14 protein-coding genes are annotated in these 19,621 nt (G+C 63.6%); 10 read left to right on the top strand and 4 right to left on the bottom strand.

What is annotated here, in order from left to right; translation table 11 throughout:
• Positions 1-24 precede the first annotated feature (24 nt).
• Both ACFQQC_RS14835 and ACFQQC_RS14830 read left to right on the top strand, forming a co-directional pair.
• Positions 25-597, top strand: coding sequence for a hypothetical protein (locus ACFQQC_RS14835; RefSeq protein ID WP_376863258.1), 573 nt, complete (start codon positions 25-27; stop codon positions 595-597).
• A 262-nt stretch (positions 598-859) separates the two neighbouring features.
• The gene (locus ACFQQC_RS14830; RefSeq protein ID WP_376863257.1) at positions 860-2,869 is read left to right on the top strand and encodes a ParB/RepB/Spo0J family partition protein; all 2,010 of its coding nucleotides are present in this window, start codon (positions 860-862) and stop codon (positions 2,867-2,869) included.
• A 163-nt stretch (positions 2,870-3,032) separates the two neighbouring features.
• Here ACFQQC_RS14830 and ACFQQC_RS14825 read toward each other — a convergent pair whose 3' ends face one another.
• From ACFQQC_RS14825 to ACFQQC_RS14810, 4 genes are read right to left on the bottom strand one after another with little or no spacing between them, the layout of a single operon-like run.
• Complete coding sequence (locus ACFQQC_RS14825) at positions 3,033-3,842, bottom strand: hypothetical protein (protein WP_376863256.1); 810 nt, start codon at positions 3,840-3,842, stop codon at positions 3,033-3,035.
• Positions 3,839-4,555 (bottom strand): hypothetical protein, encoded by a 717-nt coding sequence (locus tag ACFQQC_RS14820; protein ID WP_376863255.1) that lies wholly within the window; start codon positions 4,553-4,555, stop codon positions 3,839-3,841. The genes ACFQQC_RS14825 and ACFQQC_RS14820 overlap by 4 nt, the downstream gene beginning before the upstream one ends.
• A gap of 2 nt (positions 4,556-4,557) precedes the next feature.
• Positions 4,558-7,890, bottom strand: a complete 3,333-nt coding sequence (locus ACFQQC_RS14815) for a DEAD/DEAH box helicase (RefSeq protein ID WP_376863254.1) — start codon at positions 7,888-7,890, stop codon at positions 4,558-4,560.
• A gap of 55 nt (positions 7,891-7,945) precedes the next feature.
• On the bottom strand, positions 7,946-8,860 hold the full coding sequence (locus ACFQQC_RS14810; protein ID WP_376863253.1) for a HEPN domain-containing protein: 915 nt from the start codon (positions 8,858-8,860) through the stop codon (positions 7,946-7,948).
• 724 nt (positions 8,861-9,584) lie between these two features.
• Here ACFQQC_RS14810 and ACFQQC_RS14805 point away from each other — a divergent pair.
• The 8 genes from ACFQQC_RS14805 to ACFQQC_RS14770 all read left to right on the top strand — a co-directional run bounded on the left by ACFQQC_RS14805 (position 9,585) and on the right by ACFQQC_RS14770 (position 19,561).
• A complete protein-coding gene (locus tag ACFQQC_RS14805) occupies positions 9,585-9,917 on the top strand; it encodes a hypothetical protein (RefSeq protein ID WP_376863760.1) in 333 nt (110 codons plus the stop codon).
• 4 nt (positions 9,918-9,921) lie between these two features.
• A complete protein-coding gene (locus ACFQQC_RS14800) occupies positions 9,922-11,022 on the top strand; it encodes a GTPase-associated system all-helical protein GASH (RefSeq protein WP_376863252.1) in 1,101 nt (366 codons plus the stop codon).
• A gap of 3 nt (positions 11,023-11,025) precedes the next feature.
• Complete coding sequence (locus ACFQQC_RS14795; protein ID WP_376863251.1) at positions 11,026-12,060, top strand: hypothetical protein; 1,035 nt, start codon at positions 11,026-11,028, stop codon at positions 12,058-12,060.
• Positions 12,061-12,951 carry a hypothetical protein gene (locus tag ACFQQC_RS14790; protein WP_376863250.1) on the top strand — a complete coding sequence of 297 codons (891 nt, stop codon included), beginning with the start codon at positions 12,061-12,063 and terminating at the stop codon, positions 12,949-12,951.
• Positions 12,948-14,996, top strand: a complete 2,049-nt coding sequence (locus ACFQQC_RS14785; RefSeq protein ID WP_376863249.1) for a hypothetical protein — start codon at positions 12,948-12,950, stop codon at positions 14,994-14,996. The genes ACFQQC_RS14790 and ACFQQC_RS14785 overlap by 4 nt, the downstream gene beginning before the upstream one ends.
• Positions 14,997-15,001: 5 nt before the next feature.
• The gene (locus tag ACFQQC_RS14780; RefSeq protein WP_376863247.1) at positions 15,002-17,944 is read left to right on the top strand and encodes a P-loop NTPase fold protein; all 2,943 of its coding nucleotides are present in this window, start codon (positions 15,002-15,004) and stop codon (positions 17,942-17,944) included.
• A gap of 586 nt (positions 17,945-18,530) precedes the next feature.
• Positions 18,531-19,157, top strand: coding sequence for a tyrosine-type recombinase/integrase (locus tag ACFQQC_RS14775; protein WP_376863246.1), 627 nt, complete (start codon positions 18,531-18,533; stop codon positions 19,155-19,157).
• Between the two features lie 134 nt (positions 19,158-19,291).
• Positions 19,292-19,561, top strand: coding sequence for a hypothetical protein (locus tag ACFQQC_RS14770; RefSeq protein ID WP_376863245.1), 270 nt, complete (start codon positions 19,292-19,294; stop codon positions 19,559-19,561).
• Positions 19,562-19,621 lie beyond the last annotated feature (60 nt).

Genomic DNA, 19,621 nt, shown 5'->3' with positions numbered 1-19,621 from the left:
GGCTTCAGATCAGGTGAGGATCGTATGGACGACGAAGAACGGCAGAGGCGGGTCAGAATCGTCGTCGGCGAATGCGAAGGCATCCAGCCGCACTACGTCGCCTTCTACATCGAAGCGATCTTCTACGCCGCCGAGCGGGGAACGATCGCTTTCGACCGTTTCTCAGAACTCGTCGCGACCGGCGGCACGGCATCCGACATCGTCGCGAGCGCTCACGAAGCCTTGGGGCACGCCGCCGCGCTGTCGCGCTTCTTCTTTCCCGTCGACCGAAAGGCCTTGGCTCGGGCCCGGGCAGGGCAACTTCGGCAGATCTTCGCTGTAGGCAACAGTTCAGCCTTGCAGGATCGTGACCTGCGCAATGCGATCGAGCATTTTGACGAGCGGCTCGACGAGTACCTTCTGGAGGATATCGCAGGCTACCTCTTCCCCGGTCCGAAGGTCGGCGACGCGAGTCTCGCCGACGACCCCATCGGTTATATTTTCAGGCTCGTCGATCCGGCGACCGAGACCTTTGTACTCTTGGGCAAGAAGCACGCCTTTGGCGCGATGAGGGCGGAAGTCGCGCAGATATCCGAGCTCGCAGCCAGGCTGCGATAGAAGGGCAGTCAGTTCTCAAGAACTAAGGGCTCCGCCCTCGCGCGGGCCAGGGTGAAGCGGCTCCGCCGCCGGACCGGCCGGTCTCCCCGACCTTCCGCGCCGGCGAAAATCGTCACGGTGATCATCAGGGTCAGGCTTGTGCAGGTCGGGCGATCCCCCTCCGGCCGGTCCGCCCTGGCCCTTGCTACCCCGGTCTCGCCGACGGGCAGGGTTTCAGGCGCGCGGTTCGCGTGCCTGCAACCCTTGCCCAAAGGAGGCAGACATGAGTGCCCAACCTGTCGAAACCACCGTCACCGAAGCGACCGCGCCGCAGCATGGCGCGGTGATCACTGTGCCGCTCAACCGGCTCAAGGCCTCGCCGAAGAACGCGAGGAAGACGCCGCACAGCGCGGCGACCATCGAGGCCTTCGCCGCTTCCATCAAGGCCAAGGACGTGTTGCAGCCGCCCGTGGTCGAGATCGAGCGGGACGGGGAGGGCGTCCCGACCGGAAACTACCTCGTCACCATCGGCGAAGGGCGCCGTCAGGGGCTGCGGCTGCTGGCCAAGCGCAAGGCGATCAAACGCAGCCATCCGGTGCGCGTCGTCGTGGACGCCGAGAACGACGCCCATGAGATCAGCCTCGATGAGAACATCACCCGCGAGGCCATGCACCCCGCCGACCAGTTCGAAGCCTTCCAGCGGCTCGCCGTGGAGAAGGGCTATGGGCCGGAAGAGATCGGCGCCCGGTTCGGGGTCTCGGCTCAGGTGGTGCGTCAACGGCTTCGGCTGGGAGCGGCGGCGCCGGAGCTGATGGCGGCGTATCGGGAAGGAGCGTTGGCGCTGGATCAGTTGATGGCCTTCTGCGTTAGCGCGGATCAGGACCGTCAGCGGCAGGTGTTCGAGCAGATCGGCCCCCACACCCCGGTCTACGCCATCCGGCGCGCCATGACCGAGTCCAAGGTGCGGGTCGATGACCGGCGCGTCCGCTTCGTCGGCGTCGAAGCCTACGCCGAGGCGGGCGGCGAGGTGCTTCGGGACCTGTTCACCGAGGACGGCGGCGGCTGGCTGGAGGATGTGGTCCTGCTGGACCGGCTGGTCGGCGAGAAGCTGGCCGGGCTGGCCGAAGAGGCGCGCGAGCGCGAAGGCTGGAAATGGGCCGAGGTCAGCCTCGACTATCCCGACGTGTCCGCGTTCGGGCGGGTCTATCCTGTGGCGGTCGAACGGTCGGAGGCGGACGCCGCCGAGATCGTGGTCCTGTCGGAGGAGTACGACGGTATCGTCTCCGAGGCGGGCGTGGAGGGTCTGTCGCCGGAGGCGGATGCGCGGTTGGAGGAGATCGACAAGGCCTTGCAAGCCTTCGGTCCGGACTTCGCCTACGCCGAAGAGGCCAAGGCGCGGGCCGGGGTGGTGGTGACGCTGGGTCACGACGGCCTCGCCCGGTTCGAGCGCGGACTGGTCCGCATTGAGGACGTGCCCGCCGATCCGCCGTCGCCGTGGCAGGAGGACGATGCGGCGGATGAGGGGGCGGACAACCGGCCGGGCTCCGAGGCGGAGCCCTCCGAGGAGGAGGCGCCGTCGACCCTGTCGGATCGTCTGCTGATCGACCTGACGGCTCACAAGACCATGGGGCTGCGCGACGCGGTGCAAGCCGATGTGAATGCGGCGCTGGCGACGGTGGTCCACGCGCTCGCCTTGCAGGTCTTCTATCCGGGCTACGGCGTCTGGACGCCGTTGCAGCTTCGGCTGACGACGACCGGACTCGAGCGGCTGGCGCCGGGGGTGGACGATGGCCCCGCCGGGCGCCGGGTCAGCGACCGGTGCGAGGCGTGGGGCGCGCGCCTGCCCGAGCGCCCGGAAGCCCTCTGGGGCGTGGTGGCCGCCTTGCCGCCTTCGGAGCAGTTGGACCTGATGGCCTGCTGCGCGGGGGTCGGCCTCTACGCCGTGCGCGATCCGCACGACCGGCGGCCCGGCGCCCTGGCGCAGGCCGAGACGCTGGCGACGGCGGTCGGGCTCGACATGGCCGGAACGTGGACGGCGACAGCGGCCAGCTACTTCACCCGCGTGTCCAAGGCGCGGGTGCTGGAGGCCGTGACCGAGGCCGTGAATCCGGAGGAAGCGGGCCGGATCGCCGGCTTCAAGAAGGCGGACATGGCCGAGGCCGCCGAACGGCTGGTGGAGGGAAAGGGGTGGCTGCCCGTTCCGCTGCGGACGGTGTCGGATGCAGCCGAGCCGGACGATCAGGGCGCGGACGAACCGCGTGACCACGACGCCTATTCGTTCGCCGCTGAATAGCGTTCCGTCTTCAAAAACTCGCCGCGCGCCCTTTGGGGGCGCGCGGCTTTTTTATGCCTAGAGGCTCGCACGGAGGAAAACCACTCGACGAAGCGGCCTTGAAACAAGCCTTCATCACGTGGTCCGCAAGCATTGGGACGCTTCGGTAGCTCGCAGTTCACACTCAAGACATTGAAATGCCTAGCGGACCTTCTTTGGCGTTCACATCGATGACCCGATGCCCGTCGTAGAATGCATTGGGCTCTATCCGGGTGATCATCGGGATGATTCCGGTCTCGAGACCCTTCAGGCATTGAGACGCGGCGGTGTCGGCGATGCCGAGCGCCTGATTGATCATATTCTCCTTCCCCGTATCCGCGCTGGCGTAGATCAGAGTCACGTTGGACATCAGGAACTGCTCATTGAGCACTGGCTTGGTGCGCTCATTGTAGGCGCGCAGGTTCCCGAGGTCGGAATCCACCACCACGCCGATCCGGTGGGCGGGCCTCAGAAATCCGATCTGACGTAGCTGGAGAATGGCGGCCAGCCAGCCGAAGTTCTCCGGAGGCACCTTGAGGTCCAGATATTCGAGACAGAACGGCACATCGAACCGCCAAGTCTCCTCCAGACCCTTCGGGCCGGGGATGACCTCGGGGTGAATTGTGGTGACCCCGGTCATCGAGATTGTCTGCCCGTGGATGACACGGGTGTTGGTGTCGATCGCACACAGCCGATCGAAGTTCGCCATCAGCGCCGGCGTCTCGTCGAACGACAGCTCGGGCTGGCCTTGGGGAATACGGGAGACGACCTTGGGCCCCTTGGCGCGCCCATAGGAACGCTCCGAATAGACGTTCGTCATCTCTTGGCCGAAGCTGAGCGCTCCGGTCCTCTGATCGACCGTGACGACAATCTCCGAGATCGGGCCTGCGGTGGTCGCATAGATGTATTCGTCGCGGGGCTTACGCTCCTGGCCGCGCTTTCGCTTCCTGCTCAAAGGCTCTCTCCCGGTCCCAGTTGAAGGGCGCGGGCGGGATCCTCCGGGTCCAGCAGGATTACCCGATCCCACGGCGCGATCTCGATATGGTTGGGCAGGTCGTTGCGCTCGGAGGCGTTGAGCCTGGGACCGATGCGATCGACCAGAAGCAGCCACCACTCCGGATAGCGGTCCTTCACCCGCGCCATCTTGGCCGTCTTTTCCGCGATGCAGAGGGTAGCGTTCCGAATGATCTCCGATCCGACGAAGCCACCGGCCTCATAGTCGTTATAGGCACCGAGGAGGAAACGCGCCTCGCGGGCATCGGTCGTCGGCTGGAGGTCGATCCCGAAAATGGGCTGGAGCTGCAGGGTATGCCGGCCGTCGGACGGAACGCCCGCGAATTCGCGGAGCACCCGCGGGATGTCGCGCTTCAGGGCCTTGAGATCCAGCGGGCGCTCGAAATGGTAGGAGACCCACCAACTGCCGTTCCGGTCCGCCGGTCCCAGCTCCGGCAACAGTTTGTCGATGAACCGGACCAGCCCAGCCTCGATGGTCTCCAATCCCTCCGGTTCGCCGGAGGCCATGGAATGCTGGTTCAAACGGCGGACCTCCACGGCGATCCGGCCATCGACCACGAAGTCAGGCATGCGGTTGCCGTCGGGTTCGTGGACCACCGCGCCAAGGCCTAGGCTCTTCAGATAAAATTCGGCGATGGCCTCCTCGCGGTTCACCCTCAGGTCCCCAACCTGCGCGCCAGCTCGGCGAAGACGCCAGCCTCGCGCCAGACCTTGCGATTGCCGACGACATAGAGTCGTTCCTGGGCGCGGGTGATCGCTACATTCAGCAGGTTGGGCTGGCCGCCAGCCCACCCCCGGGCACCGCGCTGCTGGGCGAGGGGCGCGCCGAGGACGAAGATCACCGCCTCGGCCTCTCGGCCCTGGACGGTGTGGACCGTCCCGACCCGATCCGACACCCACTGGCCGGGATCGGACACCCAGTCGTGCAGGACGCGGCTCTCAAGGATGGCTTGCCGCAGGCCGTCCTTCACGATGACGAAGGGGGTGACGATGAACAGGTCCGGCGTCACGCCGTGCTCGCGCAGGGCGGACAGGAGCGACACGGTCGCCTCGCCTTCCGCGGGCGACCATTTCTCGGTTGCGCCGCCGTCCACGTCGAGCCAGCGGGACGGCCCCAGGACTTCGCCGATGGACGAGCGCGCCGACTGCTTGGCCTGGACCATCTGCCGATCGTAAGCCACGGCGTTGGCGATGCCGAACATGGGTTCGGCGCACCGTCTATGGACCAGCAAGGGCACGCCCACGGACCGTGACCCGACTCCGGTCGAGAACTCGGCCGTATACGCTGTGGCGGCGTCCGCCAGCGTCTGGGCCGAGGCGGCCGGCGCGTTGAAGCGGTCCGGATCGACGCCGAAATGCCGTTGGACTGAATCGGTCAGGGTGTCAGGCAAAGTCACAACAGGTGGGATCTGGATCGGATCGCCGACGACGACGGCGCGGCGGCTGCGGATCAGGCCGCCGACGGCCGATTGGGGCGTGGCCTGGCCCGCCTCGTCGATCAGGAGCCAGCCCAGGCTGTCGGCGGGGAGGTCCGCCAGCATCCGGTCCATCGAGGCAAAGGTCGTCGAGATCACGGGCGTGATCAGGAAAAGGGAGGACCAGAGGTCCGGCAGGATCGCCTTCTTCTCCGGCGTCGTTAGGGCTCCGCCGGCGAACACATTCATCAGAGCTCCAATGTTGTGGCGGATCGGCCGGGCGGCGGCGTCGATGAAGGCCTTGTGTAGCTGGATCGCGGAGATGAACACCTGGTCGCGCAAGCGCTGGGTCGCCGGGTCCATCCACGGCGTCGTCCGGTGCAGGTCCTCATGCGACTGATCGAAGAAGGGGTGGTCGACGAAGCGCGCGCCAATCGCCTCGCGGCGATGGAGCGTGGCCTTCACCACCGTCGCCAGCGCCTGCAGCACCAGCTGGCCCTCATGGACTGGAGGATCCCAGAGACCGCTCCAACGGGCGATCCGCCCCAGGAGTGGCGCCGGCAGGGTCTCGCCCTCGGTTGTGGCGGCCAGCGGCGTCTCCAGGCCGTTGCGGGCTTGGGCAAGCGCCGCGCGCCAAAGTCGCCAGCCGCTGAGCCGGAACAATCGACTCCAGAAGCCGGGGCGTAGCGCCGAGGCCGCCTGCAGGGCCTGCAACGCCTCCAGCAGGCGGGGCAGTGTGGCCCACCGGCGGCGGACCTCTTCCAACTCCATCAGCGCCGTTTCGCTCTCGGTCACGGCGGCCCGGAACCGCCGCCGGGCCTCGCCCCAGCGGCGCAGGGCGTCGGCGCGGCTCGCCGGCGGATTCTCTGCCGTGACGATCCGGGGCGGCCGTTCCGTCACCGCGCCGGTCTCCGGATCGGCCGCCTCTTCGATCATCTGCGGCGACCCGGCCGCCGCCGCCAGATAGGTCTGAAGACCCACCTCCTTGTCCCACCAGAAGGTTTGGCGGAAGCGATTGCGGTTCGCCCCGTTGCCGAGCACGGCCGAGATCAGGCCCCAGCTGTCGCGCTGGAGCAGGGCGTCGGCGGTCGTCTTGAAATAGGTCAGGTCGGACGCGTCGTGGGCCACCGCCGTCGCCACGGGCAGTTCGGCGCTGACGTTCTCGGCCGCCTTGTTGGTGTTGCAGGCCACCAGAAGCTCATGGCCGCGCAGCGACGGCGCGAGCGCATAGAGGTGGATCCAGCCGTTGCCGACCCGCAGCTTCTGGTTCGTGGTCGAGAACCCCTTTTCGGGATCGTCCAAGGTCGCCATGGCGCGGGCGCGGTCCGTAACCACGGCGGCGACCAGATCGCGCAACAGGGTGGTCTTCCCCGTGCCAGGCGGACCGTTGACGCCCAGAACGCCGCCGTCCCGCGTCTCGGACCTGGCTAGGTTCACCGCCGCCTGTTGCAGAAGCACCAGCGAATGACGACCGCGACCCGGCCAGCGGCCGGGCGGGTAAAGATAGGGTGCCACCGCGCTGCTCAACGCCACCCGGCTGTCCAACAGGTTCCGGCGCGTCGCCGGCGCGACGACGCCGAGATACTGCTGCAACGTTAGCGGCGCCTTGCCCTCCCGGACCATGCCGCGCGCGGTCGCCAGATCGTGCAGGAAGAAGCTGTTCACCAGCAGAGGCTCGGGTGCCTCCGAACTCTTGAAGCCGACATAGCTGCGCACAGCGAAGGCCGGTGGACTAACCAGATCGACGGGCAGGTCGAGGGTCTCGACCAGTCTACGCCAGGCGCGCGTCAGGATCTCGCTCGTCACAGGCAGGGGCTCGCCAGTGTAGTCCTGTCGCCGGACGGCCTGTTCGACGAGCTCGACCAGCGACCGTTCCACGTCTGCCCAGTCGGCCAGCGATCCGACCCGTCCGGCCAAGGCCTGCGGAAGCCCCCAGGCGAAGCTGGCCACGACTACGGGGTCGTCCTCGATCGGCCGGCCCTTTTGATCGACGATGAGGATCGCGATCGGCGCCTTGCCGCGAGCTGACGGCCGTTCGACGCGGGTGTCGTTGAACATGCGCGTGAGCCGCTCGATCGCCTTGGGAAGGTCCACCGTCCCCAGCACGATCTGATAGTAGACCCGCGTGCCCGGCTTTGCCTTGTCGCCCCGGTCCCAAGGCAGGCCGCGATCCAGCTGGGCGATGTGGCGGCGGTCTCCGCCGGCCAGCTGTTCGGGCTGCACGAAGGACGGCGGCGACAACACTTCCAATGCCATCCAGGCCCGCAGGATGTCCTCCGGATCGTTGGCGATCGGTTTGGCGGCTTGTGGCTCCGGGTGGCGGAACGGCGCGCGGGGTGCCTCTTGCTGTGGTGGTGGTGTTGGTGACGGCGATCGGGTCGCCCCCACTATTTCGATGAGATCCGTCGGATCGATCAGGGCCTCTTCGACTCGGGCAGCGAGGGCTCGCGCCCGATCCGTGGACCGATGAACCAGTTCGTCAGCCAGAGTCTGCAGGCGCACCGGGTCCTGTGCGCTTTCTTCGAAGACCCGTTCCAGATCGGCGATGCTGGTGTTGAAATAGGGCCGCGACACAAGGTCTCCCGATGGCGTCGATTACGTCTGGCGCGTCACGCCGCGGTGTCAGGGGCTATTCGCCTTCGGTGGCGCGGCGGAGTTCGATCAGCCGGGCCTCGCAGGCTTCGCGCACGATCTCCCGAAGAAGTTCGACCCGTTCGGTGAGGTAGGCGAGTTCCTCGTCGGTGATCCGGTAATGGCGCGAATAACGCGACTTCACATAGGCGGCGCGCAGCAGTTCGAAGCAGCGCTTCTGAAACTTGGTCTCATGCGGCCACACTTCAGCCAGGCGCGGCTCCAGCGGCTCGGTCATCTTGCGGAGCCGGACGAGGTTGTGGGCCCTCGGCGCGTAGAGGGTTAGAACAAGAAGGAGGCCCTGATAGAGGGTCTCGGTCGCCTGATGGAGCTGAAAGGCTGCCTTTCTGGTGTAGCCTCGTGACCGCGTGAATTTCGCGGTTTCGAGAAACTCCTCGAGGCTTTCCGTCCAGTCCCCGAAATACTCCTCGGCTTCCGCCAGGGCGGTCTCCGGCGGAAGGGGCTGTGAGGCGACGAAGGGCGTCTCAGGCGTATCCTTGAGCACCAGACCGTCGCGGACGATGTCGATGAAGAAGGCGCGCCCGTGCTCCAGCTTCCAGTTCACATCCTCCAGACTGTGCACGATCAGGCTGACGGGCGTTCGCATTGCGCCTGACGACAGTTCCTCGAGCAGGCGGGCCTCGGCTTCTTCCCAGAAGTCGATGTCGAGAAGGTCCTCGTGATCGACGACGATCAACAGGTCGAAATCCGAGAAGTACCGCCCGACCGGGTCGTCGACCCAATCGCCTCGCGCATAGCTGCCGTACAGAATGATCTTCAGAATCCGGCCGTCGCGCAGCCGGTCCGCCTTGCGCGTCGCGGTGGCCTTGGCGAAGCTCTCCACGATGATGGCCACGGCGCGATCCAGTTCGCGTCGTTTGCTCGCCGGCAGCTTTCTCAGGGCGCGTTTCATGGCGCGAGTCTCGGGGATGCGTCGGACTGGTGCAAGGCCAAACCAACCGGAACGGGTATCTATCTTGGCTTGTCCACCAGAGCCGGGCTAGGGTGGTCAGGCGGGCGCTGGCTCCATAGGACGCCGCCTGATCAGCGAGGGGTTCATGATCCGAGAGGGCGTGGACAATCGATGCGGCGGCGCCTGAAAGTTCCAGGCCTTTTCGCAGAGGTTCCAACGCCCGCGCCCGCTCTCTCGACGACGTCTCGGTTTGACTCATCAGGGACGTTCGGAACGTCGGCTTTGCGGAATGGCCTGATCGCAGGAGCATAAGCGGCCCAAAAACTTGGCACGATGCTGAGTTGCTCATTTTCGATTGAGGGAACGCGCCGGGAACTTCCAGAGAGGTCGGACAAGCACTACCGTATCATTGGCATCTAGTGGCTGGCCTTAGGATTGTGTCCGCCACAAAAAGAGGTGCGATGACGCAGGCCACATTGTTCGACCAGCCGGTAACGCTGGATATGCCGTCACTAAGCTACGGCCCCAGCGCATCAGGCGTGGGCACGATGCAGCTGATACTGCGCGCAGGCGAAACCGTTAACGCGGAGCCGCATGGCTAGGTCGCGGTTTCGGCGCGGACCTCGGGGACGGGGGCGTAGCATCGCTCATCGAAGCGCTCGCTGAGGATGCCCCGATATTTCCGAGATTGCTCGACGGCTTCGTGCTTTACACGCTACGGGGAATGTCGGATCCGCATGATGCTAGCCCTTCCTCTGACGTATCGATCCTCTATTGCATGGTGGTCCTCAAAATCGGGTGCACAGGCCGGTCGGCGCACGCACAACCTCAGGCATTTGAGGGCAATATCGTGATCCGCAGTGCGCAAGAGCTCGTCGACCGGTTTTATGGCTTGCCCGTTTCGCGGAAAGCAGAGCTTATTGAGCGCTTTCAGTTGCTCGAGCCGGCGGAGAATCGCCTACCCGAGCACGAACAGTACAATCTGGCGCTGATGCGCGCCCGTGACCGCGGGAAGTTGCTAGCGCTGGCTAGAGGAATTCTAGAACTAGGGGGGTGATACAGTGAGCTTCGACTTCAGCCGTTTGGGCCCGATGTACGGTAAGGCTGGCCTGCAACCGACCAGCGAATTCATAGCGATCCGAACCGCTGCCGCGACGAAGGCCGCTACGACCTTGGAACTCTCGGACCTCGAACCTGCGATCCGCGCAGCCTATGGGCTGAAGACGGATGGGGAAGAACTCGCTCAGTTTCTGCAGCTCTTCCGGGAGGCCGATCCGACGTTCCAGGCCGATCTGAAAAGCGCGGAGGCAAGGATTCTCACCAGCGCAGTCGTTTCGGCGGTGGTCGAGAGCGGCAAGGCGCAAGGCGAGACGCTTGCCCTTCTCGCCGTAAGCGGGGGGTTGGCGGGCCACCGATCCCCTCCCGAAGATCCCGAGTTTTTCGTGAGAATGCAGCATGGGCTTCAGCTGGCGCAGCGCACGTCGGCGGCCGACGTCAACGGCATGGCGAAGTCGAACGCCTACGCGCTTCCGAAAGCTGCGGCTGACGCATTCAAGCAGAAGGCCGAAGCCAACGATTGGGGCGGGCTCGGGGGCGAACTGACGGGTATGGTGCAGGGCTTGGCCAATCACGCAGCAACGTCCGATGAGAAGCTTCGCACGGGCCTCAACAGCGTCATCAACCGTGTAAACGCCTTGTCTGAGCAGATGGAAATGCAGTGGCTGGTTGCTAACGGATACAGCTTGGAAACCCAGACGCCGTTTTCAAAGGTCATGCCGCTTGGGCATCAGGTCACCGTGGCCGCGCGCGAGCTTTCGGAATTGACACGGCGATCCGCAGGGGTGGCGGCTGCGCCGGCGCTGCTGGACCAGATCCTGGAACGCGGCAAACAGTCCGCGAAAAAGCTCACGTTGGCGAAGCTTGCAACGGCGTCGCCCCTGGCATTGAGGACGACCTGGGCGGAACATCTGCCGCCTCAACCCTACTCCCAGCTTTTTCCGGTGACGTACGCAATGAAGCTGGCCGCCGAATCGGACGATCAGATCGACTGGGAAGGCCGATATCACCGGGAGATGGGGCTGGCGCCCGGCCTGGAAATGGATGCCCTACAATGGGCTTGCCAGCTTTACATCGAGTTCGTTGCCGCGAAGGCGTTGGGCTAGGTCGTGGTGGACGCCATCCAAGGGCACTGCCGCGAGCCCGGCTGCGCCGCGGGGCAAGGCGGATCGTGCATCGAGAATTTTGATCTTGAGGAGTGCGCGAATTTTGTCATCGGCGAGCCCCCAGAGGATGTCGAGCTCGAGACACCCCCGCAGACGGAATCGGAAGAGGCCTATGAGATCGTCCCGACACGTGTGAGCGTTGGCTTCAGCCAGACCGAGGCCGACGCTTTCCTCCGCGAGACGGGCGGGCCTGTCCGGACCGTGGCAATCGTCGGCGATCCCGATTCAGGAAAGACGACGCTTATCGCATCGCTCTACGAACTGCTCCGGGCTGCGCGGCTGAATTTCGGCTTCGCGGGCTCGGATACCGTTCGGGGCTTCGAGCATCGCTGCTACCTGTCCCGCACGGCTTCTGGCCGTCGCAAGGGCGTCACCATGCGCACTCGACTTCTCGACGGCCTCGCGTTCTTGCATCTCCGCGTCCTTGGCGACCAGGCGGAGCCTTTGGAACTCATATTGGCCGATAGGCCCGGGGAGGATTTCGAAGGCATGCTGACGCGGCCAGACGAGGTCGTGAACATGGCTGAGCTTCAGACTTTTCACGTGGTGGCTTTTCTGATCGACGGCTCAAAACTCGCTGATCCCGCTCAACGCCACGCTCACACCGCGCGGATACGGCGGATGATCTTGGCGATGGCGAGAAGCGGGATGCTTCAATCCTCGCGCCGGTACCAACTGATTCTCACCAAGTCGGACGAGCTGGACACCAGCGAGCAGAAGGATGCCGGTCGAGACGCGTTCCGCCGGTTCGCGGACGACTTGGGATCGCGGTTCCCCGATGCCAGTTTCGATGTGCACGAGGTGGCGGCGAGACCCGACGAAGCCGGGGGCGTACCTTTCGGATTCGGTCTTGAGGCGATGGCGACCCAGTGGCTTGCGAGGAGTTCCCCGCCGACGTCGCGTTCGCTTTTCCGCGTGATGCCGACCGGGAGTGTGTTTGATCGGATGTCGGTCCGATTTGTCGGGCGAGGCGTCTAAATGCAGCTTCTGTTGATCGGCATGCCTGTCTCAGGAAAGAGCACCTACCTCGGCGCGCTCAGCCACGTTCTCACTGCCGGGACCGTCGAGACCGCCCTACGGATGAAGGAGCTGGCGGACTACGAAGGACATGCCTCTGCGCTCGAAGAGCGGTGGCTGGCGTGCGAAGAGGTCGATCGAACGGGGGTCACCTCCCGGCGCGACGGTCAATTCAGGCTTCAATCTGCTGCTACTGGTGTGGAGGCAGATTTGTCCATTCCCGATCTGTCGGGAGAAGCCTTCCGGCAGCTCGCCGCGAGAGGGCGATGCCTCACGGGCGTCTTCACGACGATGCTCGAAGCGGACGGCCTCGTTCTGTTCACCAACGCAAACCGTGGGATCGACGATCGGCTGATATTCGACGCCGCGCAGCAATACGACGCGCTTGAAAGCGCATTCGAAGCGGAAATTGCCGCCGCCGGTGTTGAAGACGATTTGCTCAGCGCTCCGCCTGAAGAAGACAAGCCCTTCAATCCGGAAGAGATGCCGGAAGAGGTGTTGATCGTCGAGGTGTTGCAGATGCTCAACCGCAGGCCCGCGATTGCCCGCCAACGCAGGGTCGCGGTGGTTGTCTCCGCTTGGGACGTCGTGAAAGGCGACGAGGCTCCGCGCGACTGGCTTCGGCGAGCACGACCGATGCTGTTTCAATTCCTTGAGAACAACCCTCGGCTTTGGGATGTCGAAGTGTGGGGCCTGAGCGCCCTAGGCGGAGGGCTCCCTGAAGCAGCCGAGCGACTTCGCCGCGAAGCGGTTCCATCCATGCGCATCCGCGTGCAGGGCCCTGCTGCTTCAGAACACGATCTGACCGCTCCCTTGGCTTGGCTACTCGAGCAGCCGACTGGCGGGTCATGACCAGCTCCGCCGGTGTCATGTGGGTGGATCAGGTCGTACACGGCTACAAGCACGGGCATCGGCAGCTCGCGGCCACCTTGGAGCTCGACGAGAGCTCTGCGGCGACGATGCTCAGTCTGTCGGACCTGCTCGTCGAGCCAGGGACCGTATCGACCTACCTGACAGGCTATCCTCTTCGCCAAGCCAATCGGTTTGTACTGGCGCGCACTTGGTTGGCGCCGGAAATGCCTCGCCCCGGTTGCGTTTGGACCCATTCACTGATCATCGACTACGCGGCGCTGGCTCGGCTGGAGGACCCGAGCCGGCTGAACGGGCTGTTCCGCCGGCCCTCGACCAGCCTTGCAGACACCTTCACGGAGCGAGTGTCCGTGCGCTTGGAAGCGGATCGCGGGATGACCTCCGTGCCCGAGGAGCGGCTGTCAAACATCCTTGGCCAACTCTACGCGGGCGCGGGTCGCGGACTGTTTCCTGCCGGCGATCAAGAAGAGGATGAAGCGCTGGCGTTGACCGCTTGGCGACAGATGTGGCCGCGCCTTCGCCGAGGCTTTTTCTTTTGCACCGCGACAGCGACCGAGCTGAGAGCGAGAGATGCTGAATGCGTTCTGCTCTTTCTTGCCTCGCGGGCCGATCCTCCTCGGATGTCGAAAGTCTCGCGATCCGAGGGCCTCGAGCTATTGACGAAGGATGCGCCTTCGCAGAAGCCGACTTCCCTGAGGAAGTTCATGGCGAGGTATGCTGCGGATCTCTCCGCGCCGCGGCTCTCTGCCTTCGCCTTGGCGGAGATACACAGTCGGCTGGCGAGCGCTCGCAGCGAACAGGCGATGGCGGACGCGATTCAGTTCATCGCAAAGGCGTTGCCTGCTGAGGACGCGAAACTTCTCAAATCAGATCTGTTACTCGGAAAATTCAGGGGATCCGCCAATCGGGAACTCGTGGTCCGGGATTTCGTCTCCGCCCTCGAAGGGTTTGCGGCCTCTCCCAACGTTTTGGACACCAAGCTGTTTGCCGATCATCTGATTCAGTTAGTCACCAATCGGGAAGTGTCCCTCGAGACTGCAATCCAATCGATCGGCACGCCAACCGTGGGGACGTTGGGGGACGTCGCGCTCCAGGTGATCGCGACCGAGCTTCCCGCTGCCTTCCTCGGCAAAGTCGATGTCGGCGAAGACCTGAAAATTCACTTGGCCTCCCTGAACCCTGCGCTCTACGCATTGCCTGCGTTCTGGCCGAACGGACCCGCTGATCGTCAGGGTCTGCTCCAAGCCGCGCTCTCCGCCGGCTGCTCGCCCCTAGACCTGTTCCATCTGCTCAAGCCGACGATCTCCGGCCCCGAGGTCGCGCACTTGCTTCGGCGAGGCGACAGTAAGGTGGCCTCAGCCGTTTTGGCCGGCCTCCCAGAGAGCCCCGCGCTTGTGGAGGCTGCGGCTCTTTGGATTCCGGCTCTCAAGGACCAGCCGGCGAGCTTTGCTGTCGGTGTCGAACGCCTCACCTCCCATCCCGAGATACTCGAAGTCTTGGCGGCCGAGGTGACTGGAAGCCCGCTGGAGCGAGCATTTAGCGAGAACCTTTTTCTGCGTCTGGCGAAGCTCAAGCGTGGCAGCGACCTGCCGCCGCCAATGCTTTCCGTGATCGCGTTGGTCCGAGCGCTTGAGCGGCAGACCGCAAATCCCGGCGAACTCATCCGATACGGCCTCGATGCTACAGTCCAGCGGTCGCTCCAGCGCACGCTCCCGTCCCTCGCCCAATTGTACCTGGATCGAAGCCTGCCCCCTGGCGGCTATTTGACGGATCATCCTCTGCTCGCCCGGCTCATCAGGGAGATTGTCGGCCGCTATGTGGATGGGGATCGCCCTGATCAGTGGATCTTGGACGCGAGCGACGATCTGCATGTGCTCCATCGATTGCTGAGCGACGTGCAAGATCGGCTCTACGGTCGGCGGTTGCTCAAGGGGTTGCAGGAGCGGACAAAGAGAAAGCGTTCCGGCGTCCCCAAGGCGAAGTCCCGGATTTTGGACGATGTTCTGAAGCCCTTCAGGTTTTGGTAGGTAGGATGGCCAATACCCAACTCAAACAAAGTGTCGGCGCGGCGGATGCGTCCCCTTTGATCGGTCGTGTGTTGGACACCTGCACGAGCGCCTCCGGCGTCGCCACCGTCGGAGATTTTCTGACCGCCGTTGAGCGTGTGGCCAGCAGGGAGCGGCAACTCTCTTCGGCGACGGCTTGGAATAGTGTCGTCCGCGCCTATGCGGATCGCGTAAAGCGAACTGCGCCACCTTTGGTGCAGCCGACCGATGCTTCTCGATCTTTGAAAGCAGCTTTCCGCAGGGCCCGAGAACTCAGATCAAATATTGGAGGCCGCGACCGCTTCATCGGACTACGGCACGTGCTTGCAGCGATTATTACGGCTCGAGGTGGGGCAAGCCAGAGCGAGTTGAGGATCTATCTCGCGGAGTCCGGTGTCCCTCTCCAACTCTTCCGTGACGCTCTGTTGCGAGACGTGCTCTCCGCCCCGGAACCTCAAGAGAATCCGGATCGATGGGGACAGGTGTTCGGCTCGCCTTCGACTCCGGAGACGTCGCCATCCGCTCAAGCGGCCGCAGCGATTGTGAGGGAAGGTCCGGCCGGTCAAACAGCGCCCGAGCCGGAGACGGCTGATACCGGCCCTTCGCTGCCAACGACAGTGAGTGAGCATCACCGACCTGACGATGGTCCGTCTGACTTTTTGGAATCCTCAACACAAGCAGTTGCAGATGCCAGACCGGTTTCCACCAGGACGGTCTTCGCGATTACCGGAGCCGACGATCCCAATCATCCGGAGCTACGTGATCGAACCGGCGCCGACCGCGAGGCCGAAGCATTTGCGATGCTGGCCACTGCTCGCGAATTCGTCCCGCCTGTCGCGTTCGGCGTCTTCGGTGAATGGGGCGCCGGCAAATCCTTCTTCCTTCGCCTCATCATGGACCATGTGGCGCGTCTGTCCTCTGAAGCCGACGATCAGTCGCCGTTCCACAAAGACGTTGTGCCTATCGTCTTCAACGCTTGGCACTATGCCGAGACAAATCTCTGGGCGAGCCTGGTCGATCACATTTTCAACAAACTCGACCAATGGTCTGTCGCCGACCAACCCACCTCGTCTCTGCTCGACAATCTATTGTCTTCGCGGTCCTTCACCCTTGAGGCGGCGGAGGCTGTCGTCGAAACCCGGCGCGAACAGCACGCCGCCGCGGCGCTCCTTACCGAAGCCGAGGCAGCACAAGCTTCTGCGGAACAGGATGCTCTCGTTCGGATCCGCCAGATCACTTCCGGCGCTTGGGAAGCCATGTGGAGCGATGGGGAGGGTCGAGCCGTCCCCAAAGAAGAGATCGAAAAGGCGGCTCAACAGCTCGGCCTGAGCGAGGCAACGGCCTCGGTGGAGGGCGCCGCCAAAGCTCTTCAACAGCTTGATGGAGAGATTGAAGGATTCGGCTTTGTACGCGGCCCCTATCTCCGCACCGCAATGAGCGCCGGTCTGTTGATCTGTTGCGCGATTGGCGTGGTACTATTGCCCCCACTCATCGCCTGGGTCACCAATCTGGTCGCCGGGCCCGCAGCAGCATTCGTGGCAGCAGTCTCTGGCTTTGCTGCGCCTCTCGCTCTTGGCGCTGCCTGGGTGCGCGTCACTGCCAAGAAGGCGGTTGAGCAGATCGGAAAGCTACGCCCGCTCGTCGACGCTACCCAGGCAGAGATCAAAAGGCGCAGGCAGGAAGAACTGAGCCCACAGCGAACTGAGCTGGCCGACAAGACGGCGATCGCTGACGAGGCTCGCGCCCGACTGCAGGTTGCTACCGATCGCTTGGCACAGGCCTCGAGCGACTATGCCGCAGGAACGGGACGCGCCCGACTACTGAACTTTATTCGCGAGCGCGTGACTGCCGATTCATATGGAAAGCACCTGAGCTTCGTTGCGACGATCCGTCGAGATTTCGAAGCGCTGTCCAACTTGATGACTGATGCGAGTGCATCCGATCTTGAGGCCCAAACAGCGGCGTCGCGTCACAACAAGGCTGTCGAGGAACTGATCGCCCGATCGGCGAACCTCCTGACGCCTGAAGAGACAGATCGCCTGAGAGCCACGACGAAATCCGACGCCACTCAAGGGCGGTCGTTCGAGCGGATCATCCTGTATATCGACGATCTCGACCGGTGCCCTCCTGAAAAGGTCATGGAGGTCCTCCAAGCCATTCACTTGCTGCTGGCCTTCAAGTTGTTCGTGGTCTTTGTCGCCGTCGACGTTCGCTGGCTCGAAAATGCCCTGACAACAAAATACGGAAACGCCTTCGGCGATGAGGCGTCGCCCTCACTTGCGACGCCATACGACTATCTGGAGAAAATCTTCCAGATACCGTACTGGGTCCGAAGGCTGAACGCCGGAAATGTGGCCGACGTGCTCGCCGATCGCTTGGCGCCCAATTTCAGCGTCGACGGTACACCTCCGACCCTGCCGATTGCCCCCTCGCTCGAAGACGTCGCTACCCGATCCGACCAGGCCGAAAGCGTTTCAGTCGAACCGGCTGAGGAGCCCTCGACCGTATCCGGAAGCGATGAAACGCCGCTGCCGCTCCGCATCTCACGCGCGGAGGCGGACTATATGACCCAACTGGCTCCCGCGCTCGATGTGTCTCCGAGGCGCGTCCTGAGGTTCCTGAACAGCTACAGTCTGATTAAGGCCAGCTTGGCGCCGGAGGAGCGAGGCAGATTGGAGACGGGATTCTTCCGGCCGGTATTGTCGCTGCTTGCGATCGCCGTCTTGGATGACAGAACAGCCGGGATCTTGTTCCGATCATTGTCTAACACGGGTAGCCGAAGCGCCTTTGAGGTTGGAGCAGGGGAGAGTCGCCATAGCCAAGCGGTCGCCCAAGCACTCGCGGTGATTCCCAGCGACGTCGACATTTCCGATCTTCAGGAGGCTTCAAAGCTAGTGATGCGCTTCACGTTCTGCGGCGATCTTCAATAAGGTGGGCTTTCCTGGGATACGCTCAACCCTACTCGACTAATTTGTCTGACAACCGGCGCCAATGTCGGTTTCGGTTGCTCTCACAGCATAAGATCGCGCAGGAGTGCCTCATATTGCGCGAGCGCTGCCTTCTTCTCGTCCAGGCGATCGTAGCGGTCGTAAATCTCATCCAGAACCGGCGGTACGGTTGATGAGCACCTCGCACACGTCTCGCGGAACCCGCAACGGGGCCATGTTCGAGCGGAAGGTTCGACACAGATCGCGCATTTGCCACCCTTCGGTTTTCGAAGCCGTGAGAATTTCGTCCTGCCATCTTTCCCAGTGACGTCGGAGACAGATGTTCTCAATGGCCAGCTCCATTGAGAACCGGATTGTCGCCCGTCAGCTTGCAGAGGCTCTTCGAAAGGCCGGGGTCATAGAGCCGGACGACATCTTCTGATTGCGGAGGCCCGTTAGAGCTAGTCGATCCCAGCCGCGTGCTAAATGTCGCCTTTGCGGCCCACAGTGAATGTCCGCTCATGGCGCGTTGCAGCTTGAATAGGCGTAAAAGGGTGGGGCAGGGAGGCCATCCCTTGGGAGGTTGGCCATGCGCCAGTCAGACCTGTTCATCATCCCGCGGCGGCCATGGAACGCGGGCCGTCTCATTGGACCCAAAGCACCGCTGAAGCCCAAGCACATTTGGGCGATCCGGCAGCAGTTGAAGGTCGCCAAGCGTGTCCGCGATCTTGCGATGTTCAACTGTGCGCTCGATGCCAAACTCAGGGCGTGTGACCTGGTGAAGCTGCGGGTGAGCGATGTAGCGCCGGGAGGATCTTTGCGACTTCGGTCGACCGTCATGCAGCAGAAGACAGGCAGGCCGGTTCCATTTGAGATCACTGAGCCAGCCAGGGAAGCGATAGCTGCATGGCTGGAGGTTCGTGGGCAGCGTGATGATGATTGGCTCTTTCCGAGCCGAAGCCACGACGGGCGCCACATCGGAACGCGGCAGTACGCGCGATTGGTCGATCAATGGGTCCGGCTCATCGATCTTGAGCCTGCGGCCTATGGCACCCACAGCCTCAGGCGGACGAAGGTCTCACTCGTCTACAAGAAGACCGGCAACCTCCGAGCGTGCCAACTGCTGCTAGGTCATCGGAAGTTGGAGAGCACCGTCCGCTACCTTGGAATCGAAGTGGACGATGCTCTGGAGATCTCCGAGCAGATCGACCTCTGACGCCTTGCCGGGTCGCTCAGCGGACCCGGCCACCGTCTGCAATGGGTGGAAAGCGGACGTTGGCCATGATCTGATGCTACGTTCTCCAGGGGCAACACAGACCCACTCGCTGAACCCCAACGGAAGCAACACCAATGACCGCATCAGTGGAAAACTATCGCCAAGCCCTCAATGAGATCGTCCAAGACGTGAAGGCAAAGTGGTCGATAGGAGCCGCGCGCGGAGACTCCTACAAGTTGGGCTACAACGCCGCCTGCTTTAACATCCTCGGCGTGATCGAGGACCTATCCTTCAATCACGGCATCGCTCGCGGTGAGATTGGCCTCGATACGGAACCCGACTTGACTGTGTGGTCCGATGAGGATGTAGCCACACACAAGGGGAAGGAGCCCGATGACCGCTAAGGGTCGAGGCCGTGTAGAAACGCGCTGAGCTACAGGGGCGCGGATGTGGCGACGAGGCGC

Origin of the sequence: Brevundimonas sp. GCM10030266 (genome assembly GCF_042666595.1) — a bacterium.
Classification (GTDB): Bacteria; Pseudomonadota; Alphaproteobacteria; order Caulobacterales; family Caulobacteraceae; genus Brevundimonas.
Note: the sequence above shows the minus strand (reverse complement) of the source record. Positions and strands in the feature narration are given on the sequence as shown.

Excerpts from the sequence above, each read along its gene's own strand:
- ACFQQC_RS14835 (WP_376863258.1), top strand. The coding sequence starts at position 25 with ATGGACGACGAAGAACGGCAGAGGCGGGTCAGAATCGTCGTCGGCGAA.
- ACFQQC_RS14830 (WP_376863257.1), top strand. The coding sequence starts at position 860 with ATGAGTGCCCAACCTGTCGAAACCACCGTCACCGAAGCGACCGCGCCG.
- ACFQQC_RS14810 (WP_376863253.1), bottom strand. The coding sequence starts at position 8,860 with ATGAAACGCGCCCTGAGAAAGCTGCCGGCGAGCAAACGACGCGAACTG.
- ACFQQC_RS14805 (WP_376863760.1), top strand. The coding sequence starts at position 9,585 with ATGTCGGATCCGCATGATGCTAGCCCTTCCTCTGACGTATCGATCCTC.
- ACFQQC_RS14790 (WP_376863250.1), top strand. The coding sequence starts at position 12,061 with ATGCAGCTTCTGTTGATCGGCATGCCTGTCTCAGGAAAGAGCACCTAC.
- ACFQQC_RS14785 (WP_376863249.1), top strand. The coding sequence starts at position 12,948 with ATGACCAGCTCCGCCGGTGTCATGTGGGTGGATCAGGTCGTACACGGC.
- ACFQQC_RS14780 (WP_376863247.1), top strand. The coding sequence starts at position 15,002 with ATGGCCAATACCCAACTCAAACAAAGTGTCGGCGCGGCGGATGCGTCC.
- ACFQQC_RS14775 (WP_376863246.1), top strand. The coding sequence starts at position 18,531 with ATGCGCCAGTCAGACCTGTTCATCATCCCGCGGCGGCCATGGAACGCG.
- ACFQQC_RS14770 (WP_376863245.1), top strand. The coding sequence starts at position 19,292 with ATGACCGCATCAGTGGAAAACTATCGCCAAGCCCTCAATGAGATCGTC.